Here is an 18,204-nt window from a genome sequence, read left to right as displayed (position 1 = left end):
AATAACTCCTAGCCTAAAGGCGCTGAATCAGCCTTGTTTTTTGGTTACAGTTTCGACGATGTGCGACGGAGCTGTATTGTATTTTTTGAATTCCATAGAGTAGCTTGCGCGACCTTGGGACATGGAGCGAACGTCGGTCGCATAACCGAACATCTCACCCAACGGAACCTCAGCGCGAATCACCTTGCCGGAAACCGTATCTTCCATACCCAGGATCATGCCGCGACGACGGTTAAGGTCGCCCATCACGTCACCCATATAGTCTTCAGGCGTAACAACCTCTACCGCCATGATCGGCTCGAGCAACTCACCACCACCCTTCTGGGCCAGTTGCTTGGTCGCCATGGAAGCAGCCACCTTAAACGCCATCTCGTTCGAGTCGACGTCGTGGTAGGAACCATCAAACACGGTAGCCTTCAGGCCGATCAGCGGATAGCCGGCAACAACGCCGTTCTTCATCTGCTCTTCGATACCCTTCTGGATAGCCGGGATGTATTCCTTAGGGACCACACCACCCACCACTTCGTTCACGAATTGCAGACCTTCCTGACCTTCATCAGCAGGAGCAAAACGGATCCAGCAGTGACCGAACTGGCCACGACCGCCGGATTGACGAACGAACTTGCCTTCGATTTCACAGTTCTTCGTGATGCGCTCACGATACGAAACCTGAGGCTTACCGATGTTGGCTTCGACGTTGAACTCACGGCGCATCCGGTCAACCAGGATGTCCAGGTGCAATTCGCCCATGCCGGAGATGATCGTTTGACCAGTCTCCTCATCAGTCTTGACGCGGAAAGAAGGGTCTTCCTGAGCGAGCTTGCCCAGTGCGATACCCATTTTTTCCTGGTCATCCTTGGTTTTTGGCTCAACGGCAACCGAAATAACGGGCTCCGGGAAGTCCATCCGAACCAGGATGATTGGCTTGTCAGCGTTGCACAAGGTTTCACCAGTGGTGACGTCCTTCATGCCGATCAGGGCCGCGATGTCGCCAGCGCGCACTTCCTTGATCTCTTCACGGGCGTTGGCGTGCATCTGCACCATACGACCTACACGCTCTTTCTTGCCCTTGACCGAGTTGATCACGCCGTCGCCGGAGGCCAACACGCCCGAGTAAACTCGAACGAAAGTCAGAGTACCCACGAATGGGTCAGTAGCGATCTTGAACGCCAGAGCCGAGAACGGCTCGTTGTCGTCTGCATGACGCTCCATTTGAACTTCCTCGTCATCCGGGTCGGTACCCTTGATGGCAGGAATGTCGGTCGGAGCCGGCAGGTAGTCGATAACGGCGTCGAGAACCAGGGGAACACCCTTGTTCTTGAAGGAAGAACCGCAAACAGCCAGAACGATCTCACCAGCGATAGTACGCTGACGCAGAGCGGCCTTGATTTCCTCGTTGGTGAGTTCTTCACCTTCGAGGTACTTGTTCATCAGCTCTTCGCTGGCTTCAGCCGCAGCCTCAACCATGTTGCTGCGCCATTCGTCAGCCAGCTCCTGCAGCTCAGCAGGAATCGGCTCGCGACGTGGAGCCATGCCCTTGTCAGCATCGTTCCAGTAAACAGCTTCCATGGCCATCAGATCGATCTGACCCTGGAAGTTGTCTTCGGAACCGATAGCCAACTGGATCGGCACCGGAGTGTGACCCAGACGCTGCTTGATCTGAGCAATTACGCGCAGAAAGTTCGCGCCAGCACGGTCCATCTTGTTCACGTAAACGATACGCGGAACGCCGTATTTGTTGGCTTGACGCCATACGGTTTCGGACTGAGGCTCAACACCGGAAGTACCACAGAACACCACGACCGCGCCGTCGAGAACACGCAGGGAACGCTCAACTTCAATGGTGAAGTCTACGTGGCCCGGGGTGTCAATCACGTTGAAGCGATACTGGTCTTTGTGCTGCTTCTCGGAACCCTGCCAGAAGGCAGTAATAGCAGCAGAAGTAATGGTAATACCACGCTCCTGCTCCTGAACCATCCAGTCGGTGGTCGCGGCGCCATCATGCACCTCGCCCATCTTGTGGCTTTTGCCGGTGTAAAAAAGGACGCGCTCGGTGGTGGTGGTTTTACCAGCATCCACGTGAGCAACGATACCGATGTTACGGTAGCGGTTAATCGGAGTAGTACGAGCCATAAAGCCCTCGCAAAATTAGTGACGCTGAAATTAGAAGCGGTAGTGCGAGAAAGCCTTGTTGGCTTCAGCCATACGGTGCACGTCTTCACGCTTCTTAACCGCAGCACCTTTACCTTCGGCGGCGTCCAACAGCTCGCCAGCCAAACGCAGAGCCATAGACTTCTCACCGCGCTTGCGCGCGAAGTCTACCAGCCAACGCATTGCCAGAGCATTACGACGGGACGGGCGAACTTCGACCGGAACCTGGTAAGTAGCACCGCCTACACGGCGCGACTTCACTTCGACCAGCGGAGCGATGGCGTCGAGAGCTTTCTCGAAGATTTCCAGGGGGTCGCTGTTCTTGCGTTCTTTAACCTTTTCCAGCGCGCCATAAACGATACGCTCGGCAACGGCTTTCTTGCCGCTTTCCATCACGTGGTTCATGAACTTGGCCAGGATTTGGCTTCCGTATTTTGGATCGTCAAGCACTTCGCGCTTGGCTGCTACGCGTCTTCTTGGCATGGATAAGCCCTCAAACGGTCTTCAGGTTAGCTCGGGACCACCACCCTGTTCAGGATGCGCCCGACCTTACTCTTATCGACTCAGAAAAATAGAAATCTGCTTTTTGTCACAGGAAACCGAAGACTACTTCGGCTTCTTGGTACCGTACTTCGAACGACCCTGGTTACGGCCTTTAACGCCGGAGGTATCCAAGGAGCCGCGAACGGTGTGGTAACGAACACCTGGCAAGTCTTTTACACGACCGCCGCGGATCAGTACCACGCTGTGCTCTTGCAGGTTGTGGCCTTCACCGCCGATGTACGAGGAAACCTCGAAACCGTTGGTCAGGCGCACGCGGCATACTTTACGCAGTGCCGAGTTAGGTTTTTTCGGCGTAGTGGTATACACACGGGTGCATACGCCACGACGTTGCGGGCAGTTCTGCAGCGCAGGCACGTCGGATTTCTCGACGATACGCTTACGCGGCTGACGTACCAGCTGGTTGATAGTTGCCATCTACTAGCTCCACTGTTGTCTTGCGACGCTATTGTCTTACAAGAAAAGCAAAATGGCAGAACGCGAGTTCCGCCAAATTTAGGGGTACAAGAGTCTAAAGAGGATCCTGTCCCCAGTCAAGACAGAGCCCCGATCTTGTCATCAAGGATCTGGCGGCTTCAGCCACCAGATCCGAGAGGAAAAAACCAGGGCTCTACTCTCAATTACCGCTCGAGTTCAACGCTTCAGTCAGGGCGGCTTCGACTTCACTGGCGCTTACGCGCAGCGGCTTGTCGATTTCACGGCGACGCTTGCGTTCGCTGTGGTAAGCCAGACCTGTACCGGCCGGGATCAGACGACCCACGACCACGTTTTCTTTCAAGCCGCGCAGGTAGTCACGCTTGCCGGTAACGGCCGCTTCGGTCAGTACGCGGGTTGTCTCCTGGAAGGAGGCCGCGGAGATGAACGATTCGGTCGACAACGATGCCTTGGTGATACCCAGCAGTACGCGAGTGAACTTGGAGATAAATTTATCATCCGCGCTCAGACGCTCGTTTTCTACCAGTACATGTGTCAGTTCCATCTGGTCGCCCTTGATGAAACTGGAATCGCCGGATTCGGAGATCTCAACTTTACGCAGCATCTGACGCAGGATGGTCTCGATGTGCTTGTCGTTGATTTTTACCCCTTGCAGGCGGTAAACGTCCTGAATCTCGTTGACGATGTACTTGGCCAGTGCACTCACACCCAGCAGACGCAGGATGTCGTGCGGATCGCTCGGGCCGTCGGAGATAACTTCGCCGCGGTTCACTTGTTCGCCTTCGAAGACGTTCAGGTGACGCCACTTCGGAATCAGCTCCTCGTACGGATCGCTACCGTCGTTCGGTGTAATGACCAGGCGGCGCTTGCCCTTGGTCTCTTTACCGAAGGCGATGGTACCGCTGACTTCTGCCAGGATCGACGCCTCTTTCGGACGACGAGCTTCGAACAGGTCGGCAACACGCGGCAGACCACCGGTGATGTCACGCGTCTTCGAAGTTTCCTGCGGAATACGAGCGATAACGTCACCGATCGCAATCTGCGCACCATCCGCAACACCGACCAGGGCGTTGGCTGGCAGGAAGTACTGAGCCGGTACGTCAGTACCTGGCAGCAACAGATCCTTGCCATCCAGACCGACCATCTTGACGGCAGGACGGATGTCCTTGCCGGCAGCAGGACGGTCTTTGGCGTCCAGGACTTCAATGTTGGTCATACCGGTCAATTCGTCTGTCTGACGCTTGATCGTGATGCCTTCTTCCATGCCCACGTAGGTCACGGTACCTTTCATTTCGGTAACGATCGGGTGGGTGTGCGGGTCCCACTTGGCCACGATGGAGCCAGCGTCGACCTTGTCGCCTTCCTTCACGGAAATCACCGCACCGTACGGCAGCTTGTAGCGCTCGCGCTCACGACCGAAGTCGTCCGCAATCGCCAGCTCGCCCGAACGGGATACCGCAACCAGGTGACCATCAACACGCTCTACGTGCTTGAGGTTGTGCAGACGGACAGTACCACCATTCTTCACCTGAACGCTGTCAGCAGCGGAGGTCCGGCTTGCCGCACCACCGATGTGGAACGTACGCATGGTCAGCTGGGTACCCGGCTCACCGATGGACTGTGCAGCGATAACGCCGACAGCTTCACCAATGTTCACCTGGTGACCACGAGCCAGATCACGGCCGTAGCACTTGGCGCAGATGCCGTAGCGGGTTTCGCAGCTGATCGGCGAACGCACGATCACTTCGTCGATGCTGTTGAGCTCGATGAATTCGACCCACTTCTCGTCTACCAGCGTACCGGCAGGAACGATGACTTCTTCGGTGCCTGGCTTGAATACGTCACGGGCGATCACTCGACCCAGTACGCGCTCACCCAGTGGCTCTACAACGTCGCCGCCTTCAATGTGCGGCGTCATCACCAGGCCATGCTCGGTGCCGCAATCGACCTCGGTCACAACCAGGTCTTGCGCCACGTCTACCAGACGACGAGTCAGGTAACCGGAGTTCGCGGTTTTCAACGCGGTATCCGCCAAACCTTTACGAGCACCGTGAGTCGAGATGAAGTACTGAAGTACGCTCAAACCTTCACGGAAGTTCGCCGTAATCGGCGTTTCGATGATGGAACCGTCCGGCTTGGCCATCAGACCACGCATACCGGCCAGCTGGCGAATCTGTGCTGCGGAACCCCGCGCACCCGAGTCGGCCATCATGTACATCGAGTTGAAGGACTCCTGGTCAACGGTGTCGCCATGGCGATCGACCACTTTCTCTTTCGAGAGGTTGGACATCATTGCCTTGGAAACTTCGTCGTTCGCCTTCGACCAGAGGTCGATCACCTTGTTGTACTTCTCGCCCTGGGTAACCAGGCCCGATGCGTACTGGCTTTCGATCTCTTTAACTTCTTCGGTAGCGGCATCGATGATGCGAGCTTTCTCATCCGGGATAACGAAGTCGTTAACGCCGATGGAAACACCCGAGATCGTCGAGTAGGCAAAACCGGTGTACATCAACTGGTCAGCGAAGATCACGGTCTCTTTCAGACCAACCACGCGGTAGCACTGGTTGATCAGCTTGGAGATCGCCTTTTTCTTCATTGGCTGGTTGACGACGTCGTACGACAGACCTTTTGGCACAACCTGATACAGCAGTGCACGGCCGACGGTAGTGTCGACAATACGGGTGCCGCTCACGCTGCCGCCGTCACGGTCGTTGACGGTTTCGTTGATCCGCACTTTGACCTTGGCATGCAGCGCGGCTTCGCCGGCGCGGAATACCCGGTCAACTTCCTGCAGATCCGCGAACACACGACCTTCGCCCTTGGCGTTGATCGCTTCACGAGTCATGTAGTACAGACCCAATACAACGTCCTGGGACGGAACGATGATCGGCTCACCGTTCGCTGGCGACAGGATGTTGTTGGTCGACATCATCAGTGCACGCGCTTCGAGCTGGGCTTCCAGCGTCAGCGGTACGTGTACAGCCATCTGGTCGCCGTCGAAGTCGGCGTTGTACGCAGCACAGACCAGAGGGTGCAGCTGGATAGCCTTACCTTCGATCAGTACCGGTTCAAACGCCTGGATGCCCAGACGGTGAAGAGTAGGCGCACGGTTCAGCAGCACCGGGTGTTCGCGAATCACTTCAGCGAGAACGTCCCAGACCTCTGGCAGCTCGCGCTCGACCATTTTCTTGGCCGCTTTGATGGTGGTAGCGAGACCACGCATTTCCAGCTTGCCGAAAATGAACGGCTTGAACAGCTCCAGGGCCATCTTCTTCGGCAGACCGCACTGGTGCAGACGCAGGGTCGGACCCACGGTAATTACCGAACGACCGGAGTAGTCAACGCGCTTACCGAGCAAGTTCTGACGGAAACGACCTTGTTTACCCTTGATCATGTCAGCCAGGGATTTCAGAGGACGCTTGTTGGAACCGGTGATAGCGCGGCCACGACGACCGTTGTCGAGCAGTGCGTCGACAGCTTCCTGCAACATACGCTTTTCGTTACGCACGATGATGTCCGGAGCGGACAGATCGAGCAGACGCTTCAAGCGGTTGTTACGGTTGATCACTCGACGATACAGATCGTTGAGGTCGGAAGTCGCGAAGCGACCACCATCCAGCGGGACCAGTGGACGCAGGTCTGGCGGCAGAACCGGCAGAACGGTCAACACCATCCATTCAGGAAGGTTGCCGGAGCCCTGGAAGGCTTCCATCAACTTCAGGCGCTTGGACAGCTTCTTGATCTTGGTTTCGGAGTTGGTTTGCGGAATTTCTTCACGCAGGCGGCCAATCTCGTGCTCCAGGTCGATAGCGTGCAGCAGCTCGCGGACAGCCTCGGCACCCATGCGGGCGTCGAAGTCATCGCCGAACTCTTCCAGCGCTTCGAAGTACTGCTCGTCGTTGAGCAGCTGACCTTTTTCCAGAGTGGTCATGCCCGGATCGATAACGACATAGCTCTCGAAGTAGAGAACGCGTTCGATATCACGCAGAGTCATGTCCATCAGCAGGCCGATACGGGACGGCAGCGATTTCAGGAACCAGATGTGGGCTACAGGCGAAGCCAGCTCGATGTGAGCCATACGCTCACGACGGACCTTGGCCAGTGCAACTTCAACGCCGCACTTCTCGCAGATCACGCCACGATGCTTCAAGCGCTTGTACTTACCGCACAGGCACTCGTAATCCTTTACCGGGCCAAAGATCTTGGCGCAGAACAGGCCGTCACGCTCGGGTTTGAACGTACGGTAGTTGATGGTTTCCGGCTTTTTAACTTCACCGAACGACCACGAACGGATCATCTCAGGCGAGGCCAATCCGATACGGATGGCGTCGAACTCTTCGACTTGACCCTGGTTTTTCAGCAAATTCAGTAGGTCTTTCAAGGCCTTTCCTCCTGGCGGAGCAGGAAGGGGGCGTCACCGCCCTCTTCCATTCGCGTCACGTGTTATTCGGTTTCCAGATCGATATCGATGCCGAGGGAACGAATTTCTTTGATCAACACGTTGAAGGACTCGGGCATGCCCGGCTCCATACGGTGATCGCCGTCCACGATGTTTTTGTACATCTTGGTACGACCGTTCACATCGTCCGACTTCACTGTGAGCATTTCTTGCAGGGTGTATGCCGCGCCATATGCTTCCAGCGCCCACACCTCCATCTCCCCGAAACGCTGACCACCGAACTGAGCCTTACCACCCAGCGGCTGCTGGGTAACCAGGCTGTAAGAACCAGTGGAACGCGCGTGCATCTTGTCGTCCACCAAGTGGTTCAGCTTCAGCATGTACATGTAGCCAACGGTGACCGGACGCTCGAACTTGTTACCGGTACGACCATCGAACAGCTGCATCTGGCCGCTCTCTGGCATGTCAGCCAGCTTGAGCATTGCCTTGATTTCGCTTTCCTTGGCGCCGTCGAACACCGGAGTCGCCATTGGTACGCCGTTACGCAGGTTCTTCGCCAGATCCATGATTTCCTTATCGCTAAGGTCTTCCAGGTTCTCTTGACGACCACCGATCTCGTTGTAGATCTCGGTCATGAACTTGCGCAGCTCAGCAACTTTACGCTGCTCTTCGAGCATGCGGTTGATCTTCTCGCCCAGACCCTTGGCCGCGAGGCCCAGGTGTGTCTCGAGAATCTGACCAACGTTCATACGCGAAGGTACGCCCAACGGGTTCAGTACGATGTCCACCGGAGTACCGTTGGCGTCGTGCGGCATGTCTTCAACCGGCATGATCACGGAGACCACACCCTTGTTACCGTGACGACCGGCCATCTTGTCGCCCGGCTGGATGCGGCGACGGATTGCCAGGTAGACCTTGACGATTTTCAGAACGCCCGGTGCCAGGTCATCGCCCTGTTGCAGCTTGCGTTTCTTGTCTTCGAACTTGTCGTCCAGCAGACGGCGACGATCAACGATGTAAGCCTGGGCTTTCTCGAGTTGTTCGTTCAGCGCGTCTTCGGCCATGCGCAGTTTGAACCACTGGCCGTGCTCCAGACCGTCGAGGATCTCGTTGGTGATTTCCTGACCTTTCTTAAGGCCAGCACCACCTTCGGCGATACGACCGACCAGCGCGGAACGCAGACGCTCGAAGGTTGCACCTTCAACGATACGGAACTCTTCGTTCAGATCCTTGCGGATCTCGTCCAGCTGGGACTTCTCGATGGACAGTGCACGAGCGTCACGCTCAACGCCGTCACGGGTGAAGACCTGAACGTCAATGACCGTACCTTTGGTGCCGGTTGGCACGCGCAGGGAGGTGTCTTTAACGTCGCTGGCTTTCTCACCGAAGATGGCGCGCAGCAGTTTTTCTTCTGGCGTCAGCTGGGTCTCGCCTTTTGGCGTGACTTTACCGACCAGAATGTCGCCCGGGCCAACTTCAGCACCGACGTAAACGATACCGGCTTCGTCCAGTTTGTTCAGTGCCGCTTCACCCACGTTCGGGATGTCGGCAGTGATTTCCTCAGGCCCAAGCTTGGTATCACGCGCCACACAGGTCAGTTCCTGAATGTGGATCGTGGTAAAGCGATCTTCCTGAACCACACGCTCGGACAGGCAGATGGAGTCTTCGAAGTTGAAACCGTTCCAGGCCATGAACGCGATGCGCATGTTCTGGCCCAGAGCCAGCTCACCCATATCGGTCGACGGACCGTCAGCCATGATGTCGCTGCGCTGGATGCGATCACCTTTGCTCACCAGCGGACGCTGGTTGATGCAGGTGTTCTGGTTGGAGCGGGTGTACTTGGTCAGGTTGTAGATATCTACACCTGCTTCGCCCGGCTCGACTTCATCATCAGCAACACGAACCACGATACGGCTGGCATCGACGGAGTCGATCACACCGCCACGGCGAGCCACGACGCAAACGCCGGAGTCGCGCGCAACGTTGCGCTCCATACCGGTACCGACCAGCGGCTTGTCAGCACGCAGGGTTGGGACCGCTTGACGCTGCATGTTCGAACCCATCAACGCACGGTTGGCGTCGTCGTGCTCGAGGAACGGGATCAGCGAGGCTGCTACCGAGACTACCTGCTTGGGCGAAACGTCCATCAGGGTTACGTCGTCAGGCGCCTTGACCGTGAACTCGTTCAGGTGACGTACGGCTACCAGCTCGTCGATCAGCACCTTCTTGTCGTTCATCGTGGCCGAAGCCTGAGCGATGACGTGGTCAGCTTCTTCAATAGCCGACAGGAAGACGATCTCGTCGGTGACCAGTGCGTTCTTCACCACACGGTACGGGCTTTCCAGGAAGCCGTACTGGTTGGTGCGCGCATAGGCCGCCAGGGAGTTGATCAGGCCGATGTTCGGACCTTCCGGCGTTTCAATCGGGCAGACACGACCGTAGTGGGTCGGGTGTACGTCGCGGACTTCGAAGCCGGCGCGTTCACGAGTCAGACCGCCAGGGCCGAGTGCGGAGACACGGCGCTTGTGGGTGATCTCGGACAGCGGGTTGTTCTGGTCCATGAACTGGGACAGCTGGCTGGAACCGAAGAACTCTTTCACCGCGGCAGCGACTGGCTTGGCGTTGATCAGGTCCTGAGGCATCAGGCCTTCGCTCTCCGCCATCGACAGACGCTCTTTAACCGCACGCTCGACACGGACCAGACCTACACGGAACTGGTTCTCGGCCATTTCGCCTACGCAGCGAACGCGACGGTTACCCAGATGGTCGATGTCGTCGACGATGCCTTTGCCGTTACGGATATCGACCAGCGTCTTGAGGACGGCAACGATATCTTCCTTGCACAGCACGCCCGAACCTTCGATCTCGGTACGACCGATACGACGGTTGAACTTCATCCGGCCGACCGCAGACAGGTCATAGCGCTCAGGGCTGAAGAACAGGTTGTTGAACAGGGTCTCGGCAGCATCCTTGGTTGGCGGCTCGCCAGGACGCATCATGCGATAGATCTCGACCAGCGCTTCCAGTTGGTTGCTGGTGGAGTCGATCTTCAAGGTGTCGGAGACGAACGGACCACAGTCGATATCGTTGGTGTACAACGTTTCGAGGCGAACGACCTGAGCCTTGGCAATCTTGGCCAGGATCTCGGTGTTCAGCTCGGTGTTGCACTCAGCAATGATTTCGCCGGTAGCCGGGTGCACGATCACCTTGGCCGTAGTGCGACCCAGGACGTAGTCCAGAGGCACTTGCAGCTCTTTGATACCAGCCTTTTCCAGCTGATTGATGTGGCGCGCAGTGATACGGCGGCCTTGCTCGACGATCACCTTGCCGTTTTCATCCTGGATATCCAGGACGGCAATTTCACCACGCAGGCGCTGAGGCACCAGCTCCAGGCTCAGGGTCTCGCCCTTAACGTGGAATACGTTGGTGCTGTAGAAGGCATCAAGCACTTCTTCAGTGGTGTAGCCGAGCGCACGCAGCAGCACCGAAGCCGGCAGCTTGCGACGACGGTCGATACGGACGAATACACAGTCCTTTGGATCGAACTCGAAGTCCAGCCACGAACCGCGGTAAGGAATGATGCGCGCAGAGTACAGCAGCTTGCCGGAGCTGTGCGTCTTGCCACGGTCGTGGTCGAAGAACACACCAGGCGAACGGTGCAGCTGGGAAACGATAACGCGCTCGGTACCGTTGATTACGAAGGTACCGTTTTCAGTCATCAGGGGGATTTCACCCATGTAGACTTCTTGCTCTTTGATGTCCTTGATCGCTTTGTTCGACGATTCTTTGTCGAAAATGATCAGACGGACCTTGACCCGCAGAGGTACTGCGTAAGTCACACCGCGCAGTACGCACTCTTTGACATCAAATGCCGGTTCGCCCAAGCGATAACCTACATACTCCAGCGCAGCATTGCCGGAGTAGCTGATGATCGGGAAAACGGATTTGAAGGCTGCATGCAGACCGACGTCGCGGAACTGATCTTTGGTCGCTCCCGCTTGCAGGAATTCGCGATACGAATCCAGCTGGATGGCCAGGAGATACGGCACATCCATTACGTCCGGCAACTTGCTAAAGTCCTTGCGGATACGTTTTTTCTCAGTATATGAGTAAGCCATCAGCGTTCCCCAGCTTGGTCACCTGCTTGTTTGGCTTCTCCCGACGGGAGCAGCCAGAAAATCGTGCAAACCCCTTGGTTTGCGCCGCCTCTCGGGCGGTTCCTGCACGTTAAAGACACTGACCTGATCAGCTGTCTAGAACGGAAAAAGGCCGGTGGCAAAAGCCACCAGCCATCAGCCTTCCGCTTACCGCTTCGGCTGGTTACGCAAAGTCGATACTTATTTCAGCTCGACTTTAGCGCCTGCTTCTTCCAAGGCTGCTTTAGCCTTGTCAGCTGCGTCTTTGGCAACAGCTTCCAGGACCATTGCTGGTGCGCCGTCAACGACTGCCTTGGCTTCTTTCAGGCCCAGACCGGTCAGTTCACGTACTGCCTTGATCACGTTAACTTTCTTCTCGCCAGCTTCAACCAGCATGACGTTGAATTCGGTTTGCTCTTCAACAACAGCAGCAGCAACAGCTGGACCTGCCGAAGCAGCAGCAGCGGAAACGCCGAATTTTTCTTCGAAAGCTTTGATCAGCTCAACAACCTGCAGAACAGACATTTCAGCTACGGCGTTGAGGATATCGTCTTGAGAGATAGACATGACTCTAATTCCTGAATTGTGTGAGGGCCTATGCGGCCTTCGAAATAAACAAAAATACGCGAGAAGAGGTGTGCGGCCTTAGGCTGCAGCAGCTTCTTTCTGTTCGCGAACTGCCGCCAGAATACGAGCCAATTTGCTGGTAGCGCCTTGAATCACGCTCATCAGCTGGGAAATTGCTTCGTCACGGGTCGGCAAGGTTGCCAGTACGTCGATCTGATTAGCTGCGAGGAACTTGCCCTCGAACGCAGCTGCCTTGATCTCGAACTTGTCCTGACCTTTGGCGAACTCTTTGAACAAACGGGCAGCAGCGCCTGGATGTTCGTTGGAGAACGCGATCAAGGTCGGGCCGGTGAACGCATCGTTGAGGACACTGTATTGAGTGTCAGCAACGGCGCGCTTGAGCAGGGTGTTACGTACGACACGTACGTAAACGCCAGCTTCACGAGCCTCTTTACGGAGTCCGGTCATCGCGCCTACTGTCACGCCACGGGCATCAGCCACGACAGCAGACAGAGCGACTTTGGCAGCCTCGTTGACTTCAGCGACGATGGCCTTCTTGTCTTCGAGTTTAATTGCCACGGGTTTAACTCCTGCTTGTTACCGTTTCATCTGGCCGGAGCCGGATGTCGTTTTGGTGTCTGATTCGGTAAGGAACCGGGAGCACCATCTGCGTAGGCTTGAGGTTTAAGACTTGCGTCGCCTACGGTCTTGGATAGCCCCCGCCAGGCAGGGACCCCAATCTTTCGAGTGGTGCGCAATCAAGCGCACCGCTCTGTGTTACGCGTCCAGCGAGCCTTGGTCGATGACCAGACCTGGGCCCATAGTGGTGCTCAGGGTAACGCGCTTGACGTAGATACCTTTCGAGGAAGCCGGCTTGATACGCTTCAAATCAGCGATCAGGGCTTCAACGTTTTCCTTCAGCTTGACGGCGTCGAAACCGACCTTGCCAACGGAAGTGTGAATGATGCCGTTTTTGTCGGTGCGATAACGAACCTGACCAGCCTTGGCATTCTTGACGGCGTTAGCGACGTCAGGAGTAACAGTGCCGACTTTCGGGTTAGGCATCAGGCCACGTGGACCCAGAACCTGACCCAACTGACCTACAACGCGCATTGCATCAGGGGATGCGATAACGACGTCATAGTTCAGGTCGCCGGCTTTCATTTCGGCAGCCAGATCGTCCATACCAACGCGATCAGCGCCGGCAGCCAGAGCGGCCTCGGCAGCTGGACCCTGGGTGAACACAGCAACGCGAACGGTCTTGCCAGTGCCGTGTGGCAGCACAGTAGCGCTACGAACAACCTGGTCAGATTTACGCGGGTCAACACCGAGGTTTACAGCAACGTCTACGGACTCGCTGAATTTAACGGTGGACAGTTCGGTCAGCAGCGCAGCAGCGTCAACGAAGTTGTAGGCCTTGCCTGCTTCGATTTTGCCGGCGATTGCCTTTTGACGTTTGGTCAGCTTAGCCATTACACACCCTCCACGTTGAGGCCCATGGAACGAGCAGAACCGGCGATGGTACGCACGGCTGCTTCCATGTCAGCAGCAGTCAGATCCGCGTTTTTAACTTTCGCGATATCTTCCAGCTGAGCACGGGTCACGGTACCGACTTTAACAGTGTTCGGACGAGCCGAACCGCTGGTCAGGCCAGCTGCTTTCTTCAGCAGGACCGAAGCCGGGGTGCTTTTGGTTTCAAAAGTGAAGCTGCGGTCGCTGTAGACAGTGATGATCACTGGAGTCGGCAGACCTGGCTCAAGACCCTGAGTACGGGCGTTGAAAGCCTTGCAGAATTCCATGATGTTCACGCCGTGCTGACCCAGAGCAGGACCGACGGGCGGGCTTGGGTTAGCCTGAGCGGCCTTCACTTGCAGCTTGATGTAAGCGGTAATCTTCTTGGCCATGAGGCACTCCAATTACGGGTTCGAACGCCAGTTAAGGCTCCCCGGTTACTTGCACGTTTATCCCAGTGACGAAAAAACCCCACAGCCCAGGGCTGCGGGGTATGGGATTCTTGCTCAGTTAGACCTTTTCGACCTGACTGAACTCAAGCTCTACCGGAGTAGAGCGTCCGAAAATGAGCACTGCGACTTGAATGCGGCTCTTTTCGTAGTTAACTTCTTCGACGGTACCGTTAAAATCAGCAAACGGACCGTCTGTAACGCGAACGACTTCACCCGGCTCGAACAGGGTCTTCGGCTTCGGCTTGTCACTACCATCGGCAACGCGACGCAGGATAGCTTCAGCTTCCTTGTCGGTGATTGGCGCAGGCTTGTCGGCAGTACCACCGATGAAGCCCATCACGCGAGGCGTGTCTTTCACCAAGTGCCAGGTGCCTTCATTCATGTCCATCTGGACAAGCACGTAGCCAGGGAAAAACTTCCGCTCGCTCTTACGCTTTTGGCCGTTGCGCATTTCAACGACTTCTTCGGTAGGAACCAGAATCTCACCGAAGCCGTCTTCCATGCCAGCCAGCTTCACGCGCTCGATCAACGAGCGCATTACATGCTTCTCGTAACCCGAATAAGCATGCACTACGTACCAACGCTTAGCCACGGGACACCCTTAGCCAACAATCAAAGAAACAAGCCAGCCGAGCAGGGAATCAAGCCCCCACAGCAGCAAGGCCATCACCAGCACTACAGCGACTACGATCAGAGTGGTCTGAGTAGTCTCCTGGCGAGTGGGCCAAACGACTTTACGAATTTCGGTGCGCGCTTCTTTCGCCAGAACGAAGAAAGCCTTGCCTTTGCCAGTCTGCAGAGCGATAAAGCCAGCAGCAGCAGCAATAACAAGCAGCACAAGGACGCGATACAGGATCGGCTGCGCAGAGAAGTACTGGTTACCAACTACACCTACGGCAACCAGAACGACCACCAGCAGCCATTTCAGCAAGTCAAAACGTGAGTCTTGGGCTTCAGCTTTGGGAGTCATCTACGAAGATCCTGTGAAAAGAAAGCCAGATAACACTGAGTGAATCTGGCAGGTCAGGAGGGAATCGAACCCCCAACCTACGGTTTTGGAGACCGTCGCTCTGCCAATTGAGCTACTGACCTAAAAGCAAAATCAGGCCGACCATTATGCTGACCTGAAAATATTTTTTCAACATCTATTCAGCCGGTTGCCGCATTTACCACTCTGGCAACGCCAGACAACCACTGAATCAAGGCATCGACACTCAGATCGACCGCCTAAAACAAAGGCAGATATTTTCATATCTGCCTTTGATAATGGAGCTCTTGAGCGGATTTGAACCGCTGACCTCACCCTTACCAAGGGTGTGCTCTACCAACTGAGCTACAAGAGCGAAACACTTTGCACAATCTGTAACCTGGAGCGGGTAGCGGGAATCGAACCCGCATCATCAGCTTGGAAGGCTGAGGTTCTACCACTAAACTATACCCGCACTACCTACAGCTCACGCTTGAATATGGTGGAGGGGGAAGGATTCGAACCTTCGAAGTCGTAGACGTCAGATTTACAGTCTGATCCCTTTGGCCGCTCGGGAACCCCTCCTAAGCGAGGCAGCATTCTCAATGCTTACTGCCCTTCTGTCAACCTTTTTCTCATAAAAATTATGAGGTTACATCCGTTGACCGTTTCGCAGCATTTGTTACAACTTACACCGCACTGCGAAGCGGGCGCCATTCTATGCAAACTAATCTGCAGTTGCAACACCTTCACACGACATTATTTTGTTTTTTAATTGCGGGAAGTCTTTGCTCAATCCCTGGATCAATACGTCATCAACCAGACGCCGACTTTCCGGACTCACACGCAGCCAATAAGTGCTGCCACTCGCACCCTGCAGCCCTTTGAATTGGGTCTGTATATCGAGGCTGATCAGCCGCTGCTCGACTGCCCGCACATCCTCCTGGCGAGCAAACCCACCCAGATAAAGACATTTCTGCTCCACCTCGGCGCCCTGCTCACGCCCCACGCCCGACTCGCTAAGCAGATGAATGTCCTGCTGGGAAGATCTTGCCAGCGACAACGGCAATATCTCTTTGGCTCGCAACGGCGCCTCTTGCTGCTGCCAGACGTAATAAAAGCCGTTCAGCATCAACAGCAGCAGAAATAGCCAACGCATAGAGACCTCAGGAAAACGGACAGGCCAATGCCAGCCCCATGAAGATAAGATCCGGAACCACCAGCGCACCGGGCAGCACGCCGTCGACCAGGCCAGCATCGCCGCCGGTTATAAAAATGGCGAAATCATCGTCCCAGTACTCCCGAGCGATCTCGGCCTGGGTGGCAACAAAGCCTCGCAGCATCAATGAACAGCCTCGCTCGACCGCTTCAGCCGTGGAGCGCCCGGGAGACAGACTGGTCAGGGCCTGCTCGGCCGCAGCGTCATCGTAGCGAATCCGCCGTGTGTGCGTACGCAGCTGGTTACGCATGAGCGGCAGACCAGGACAGATGAAGCCGCCCAGATGGCGCCCATCCGCTGCAACAAAGTCCGAAGTAACCGCCGTCCCCAGGTCGATCACCAGGCAGGCCCTGCGGACATGATTGAAAGCCCCGACCACCGCAAGCCATCGGTCCAGCCCCAACCGCGCATAATCGTCATAGCCGTTCTCAACGCCGGCCAAGACCTGCATCGGCACTGCGCAAGCCACCTCGATGGTAAAAGCCTCTTCAAGGGCCTGGATCAGCCGGTCGGTCTCTTCATGGGTGCGCACGCTGACCAGCCGGCATCGACTCAGATTGAGGCGGGGCAATCCTGACAGATGAGCAAGCAGAGCCGCATCAGAGTCTGCAACCCCGCCTGCCAGCACTGCAGCCCCCTCAACAACGCGCCACTTGATGAAGCTATTGCCGCAATCGAGTTCAAGAATCATCACGCAGCCTCAGACTGAGCTCACCACCACTGAATCTTTCTTCCACACCCGCCACTTCCAGGCGCAACGCACCCACTGCATCGATACCCAAGACTTTCCCCTCAATCACCCCGGATCCCGCATGCAGGCTCACGGCACGCCCTTGCCACAGGTGGTTTTGCTCCCATTCAGACTGAATGGCAGTAAATCCGCGCTCACGATGCAGGGCAAGGTATCTATTCAGCTTCTCACTGAGACTCACAACCAGATCATTACGCTCTATCAGGCTACCAACCTCCAGGCTAGCGGAAGTCCAGGCCTGATCGACCTCAGCACTGACCTGCATATTCACATTTATGCCGACACCGATGACCAGATGGCAGACATCGGCCGGATCCCCCATCAGCTCCAAGAGAATGCCAGCGATCTTGCGGCCATCCACCAGCACGTCATTAGGCCACTTCAGGCCAGCCCTGGAGACACCCGCCTCATGCAGCGCGCGCATGACAGAGAGTCCCACCACCAGGCTCAAGCCTTCCAGCTGTTGCAAGCCACCATCGATGCGCAGCACCAGGCTGTAATAAAGATTTTCCGCGAACGGACTGACCCAGGTACGACCACGTCGCCCCCGCCCTGCGGTCTGCCGCTCGGCGAGCACCAGGGCCGGCATGCCATGTCCTGAGCCGATAAGACGTGCGGCCTCGGCATTTGTCGAGTCGACACTGTCCAGGACGCGCACAGACCAGCCCAGCACCTGTAGACGCTGCATCAACTGCTCGGCATCGAGCAAGGAGACCGGACGGGCAAGGCGGTAGCCTCGGCCACGCACCTTATGGATCTCGACGCCCAACTCGATCTCGAGTAGTTGCAACTGCTTCCAGACGGCACTGCGACTGACACCCAGAACCCGTCCCAGAACTTCCCCGGAATGGAATCCGCCATCAGCGAGAAGCCTGAGCAATCTCAGCATTTAGTTATCGCCTGACAATGAGGCACGCATAATAGCCATGCCTGTTAGCGGTGCATAGAAACGAAAATGTGTTTTTCTCGCGCAAAAAACAAAACCCCATCTGCTTTCGCAAATGGGGTTTTGGAATTTAATCTTGACGATGACCTACTCTCACATGGGGAAACC

General features: G+C 56.1%; 14 protein-coding genes and 4 tRNA genes. All 18 read right to left on the bottom strand.

Annotation, left to right across the window (positions count from 1 at the left end; all coding sequences use genetic code 11):
• Positions 1-27 precede the first annotated feature (27 nt).
• The 18 genes from fusA to birA all read right to left on the bottom strand — a co-directional run bounded on the left by fusA (position 28) and on the right by birA (position 18,039).
• Entirely contained in the window at positions 28-2,133 is a 2,106-nt protein-coding gene (fusA, locus tag ACCD02_RS28270; protein ID WP_413309248.1) for an elongation factor G, read from the bottom strand.
• 30 nt (positions 2,134-2,163) lie between these two features.
• Complete coding sequence (rpsG, locus tag ACCD02_RS28265) at positions 2,164-2,634, bottom strand: 30S ribosomal protein S7 (RefSeq protein ID WP_002555493.1); 471 nt, start codon at positions 2,632-2,634, stop codon at positions 2,164-2,166.
• 123 nt (positions 2,635-2,757) lie between these two features.
• Entirely contained in the window at positions 2,758-3,129 is a 372-nt protein-coding gene (gene rpsL, locus ACCD02_RS28260) for a 30S ribosomal protein S12 (protein WP_002555494.1), read from the bottom strand.
• 199 nt (positions 3,130-3,328) lie between these two features.
• Complete coding sequence (gene rpoC / locus ACCD02_RS28255; protein ID WP_413309243.1) at positions 3,329-7,528, bottom strand: DNA-directed RNA polymerase subunit beta'; 4,200 nt, start codon at positions 7,526-7,528, stop codon at positions 3,329-3,331.
• A 62-nt stretch (positions 7,529-7,590) separates the two neighbouring features.
• A complete protein-coding gene (rpoB, locus tag ACCD02_RS28250; protein ID WP_413309241.1) occupies positions 7,591-11,664 on the bottom strand; it encodes a DNA-directed RNA polymerase subunit beta in 4,074 nt (1,357 codons plus the stop codon).
• 219 nt (positions 11,665-11,883) lie between these two features.
• The gene (gene rplL, locus ACCD02_RS28245) at positions 11,884-12,249 is read right to left on the bottom strand and encodes a 50S ribosomal protein L7/L12 (protein ID WP_413309239.1); all 366 of its coding nucleotides are present in this window, start codon (positions 12,247-12,249) and stop codon (positions 11,884-11,886) included.
• 78 nt (positions 12,250-12,327) lie between these two features.
• Positions 12,328-12,828, bottom strand: coding sequence for a 50S ribosomal protein L10 (gene rplJ / locus ACCD02_RS28240; protein ID WP_413309237.1), 501 nt, complete (start codon positions 12,826-12,828; stop codon positions 12,328-12,330).
• Positions 12,829-13,026: 198 nt separating this feature from the next.
• The gene (gene rplA / locus ACCD02_RS28235; RefSeq protein WP_099227161.1) at positions 13,027-13,722 is read right to left on the bottom strand and encodes a 50S ribosomal protein L1; all 696 of its coding nucleotides are present in this window, start codon (positions 13,720-13,722) and stop codon (positions 13,027-13,029) included.
• Positions 13,722-14,153 carry a 50S ribosomal protein L11 gene (rplK, locus tag ACCD02_RS28230; protein ID WP_062384456.1) on the bottom strand — a complete coding sequence of 144 codons (432 nt, stop codon included), beginning with the start codon at positions 14,151-14,153 and terminating at the stop codon, positions 13,722-13,724. The genes rplA and rplK overlap by 1 nt, the downstream gene beginning before the upstream one ends.
• Positions 14,154-14,271: 118 nt before the next feature.
• The gene (gene nusG / locus ACCD02_RS28225; protein WP_010443972.1) at positions 14,272-14,805 is read right to left on the bottom strand and encodes a transcription termination/antitermination protein NusG; all 534 of its coding nucleotides are present in this window, start codon (positions 14,803-14,805) and stop codon (positions 14,272-14,274) included.
• A gap of 9 nt (positions 14,806-14,814) precedes the next feature.
• Positions 14,815-15,183 carry a preprotein translocase subunit SecE gene (gene secE, locus ACCD02_RS28220; RefSeq protein WP_413309234.1) on the bottom strand — a complete coding sequence of 123 codons (369 nt, stop codon included), beginning with the start codon at positions 15,181-15,183 and terminating at the stop codon, positions 14,815-14,817.
• A gap of 46 nt (positions 15,184-15,229) precedes the next feature.
• A tRNA-Trp gene (locus ACCD02_RS28215) sits at positions 15,230-15,305 on the bottom strand.
• A 175-nt stretch (positions 15,306-15,480) separates the two neighbouring features.
• A tRNA-Thr gene (locus ACCD02_RS28210) sits at positions 15,481-15,556 on the bottom strand.
• Positions 15,557-15,581: 25 nt separating this feature from the next.
• Positions 15,582-15,655 (bottom strand) — tRNA-Gly (locus ACCD02_RS28205).
• Positions 15,656-15,680: 25 nt separating this feature from the next.
• A tRNA-Tyr gene (locus ACCD02_RS28200) sits at positions 15,681-15,765 on the bottom strand.
• 142 nt (positions 15,766-15,907) lie between these two features.
• Complete coding sequence (locus ACCD02_RS28195) at positions 15,908-16,339, bottom strand: hypothetical protein (RefSeq protein WP_413309232.1); 432 nt, start codon at positions 16,337-16,339, stop codon at positions 15,908-15,910.
• A 7-nt stretch (positions 16,340-16,346) separates the two neighbouring features.
• Entirely contained in the window at positions 16,347-17,090 is a 744-nt protein-coding gene (locus tag ACCD02_RS28190; RefSeq protein WP_413309230.1) for a pantothenate kinase, read from the bottom strand.
• Complete coding sequence (gene birA, locus ACCD02_RS28185) at positions 17,080-18,039, bottom strand: bifunctional biotin--[acetyl-CoA-carboxylase] ligase/biotin operon repressor BirA (protein ID WP_413309228.1); 960 nt, start codon at positions 18,037-18,039, stop codon at positions 17,080-17,082. The genes ACCD02_RS28190 and birA overlap by 11 nt, the downstream gene beginning before the upstream one ends.
• Positions 18,040-18,204: the final 165 nt, after the last annotated feature.

This window comes from Pseudomonas sp. Pseusp88 (assembly GCF_047303955.1).
Taxonomy (GTDB): domain Bacteria; phylum Pseudomonadota; class Gammaproteobacteria; order Pseudomonadales; family Pseudomonadaceae; genus Aquipseudomonas.
Note: the sequence above shows the minus strand (reverse complement) of the source record. Positions and strands in the feature narration are given on the sequence as shown.

Excerpts from the sequence above, each read along its gene's own strand:
- fusA (WP_413309248.1), bottom strand. The coding sequence starts at position 2,133 with ATGGCTCGTACTACTCCGATTAACCGCTACCGTAACATCGGTATCGTT.
- rpsG (WP_002555493.1), bottom strand. The coding sequence starts at position 2,634 with ATGCCAAGAAGACGCGTAGCAGCCAAGCGCGAAGTGCTTGACGATCCA.
- rpsL (WP_002555494.1), bottom strand. The coding sequence starts at position 3,129 with ATGGCAACTATCAACCAGCTGGTACGTCAGCCGCGTAAGCGTATCGTC.
- rpoB (WP_413309241.1), bottom strand. The coding sequence starts at position 11,664 with ATGGCTTACTCATATACTGAGAAAAAACGTATCCGCAAGGACTTTAGC.
- rplL (WP_413309239.1), bottom strand. The coding sequence starts at position 12,249 with ATGTCTATCTCTCAAGACGATATCCTCAACGCCGTAGCTGAAATGTCT.
- rplA (WP_099227161.1), bottom strand. The coding sequence starts at position 13,722 with ATGGCTAAGCTGACCAAACGTCAAAAGGCAATCGCCGGCAAAATCGAA.
- rplK (WP_062384456.1), bottom strand. The coding sequence starts at position 14,153 with ATGGCCAAGAAGATTACCGCTTACATCAAGCTGCAAGTGAAGGCCGCT.
- secE (WP_413309234.1), bottom strand. The coding sequence starts at position 15,183 with ATGACTCCCAAAGCTGAAGCCCAAGACTCACGTTTTGACTTGCTGAAA.
- ACCD02_RS28195 (WP_413309232.1), bottom strand. The coding sequence starts at position 16,339 with ATGCGTTGGCTATTTCTGCTGCTGTTGATGCTGAACGGCTTTTATTAC.
- ACCD02_RS28190 (WP_413309230.1), bottom strand. The coding sequence starts at position 17,090 with ATGATTCTTGAACTCGATTGCGGCAATAGCTTCATCAAGTGGCGCGTT.
- birA (WP_413309228.1), bottom strand. The coding sequence starts at position 18,039 with ATGCTGAGATTGCTCAGGCTTCTCGCTGATGGCGGATTCCATTCCGGG.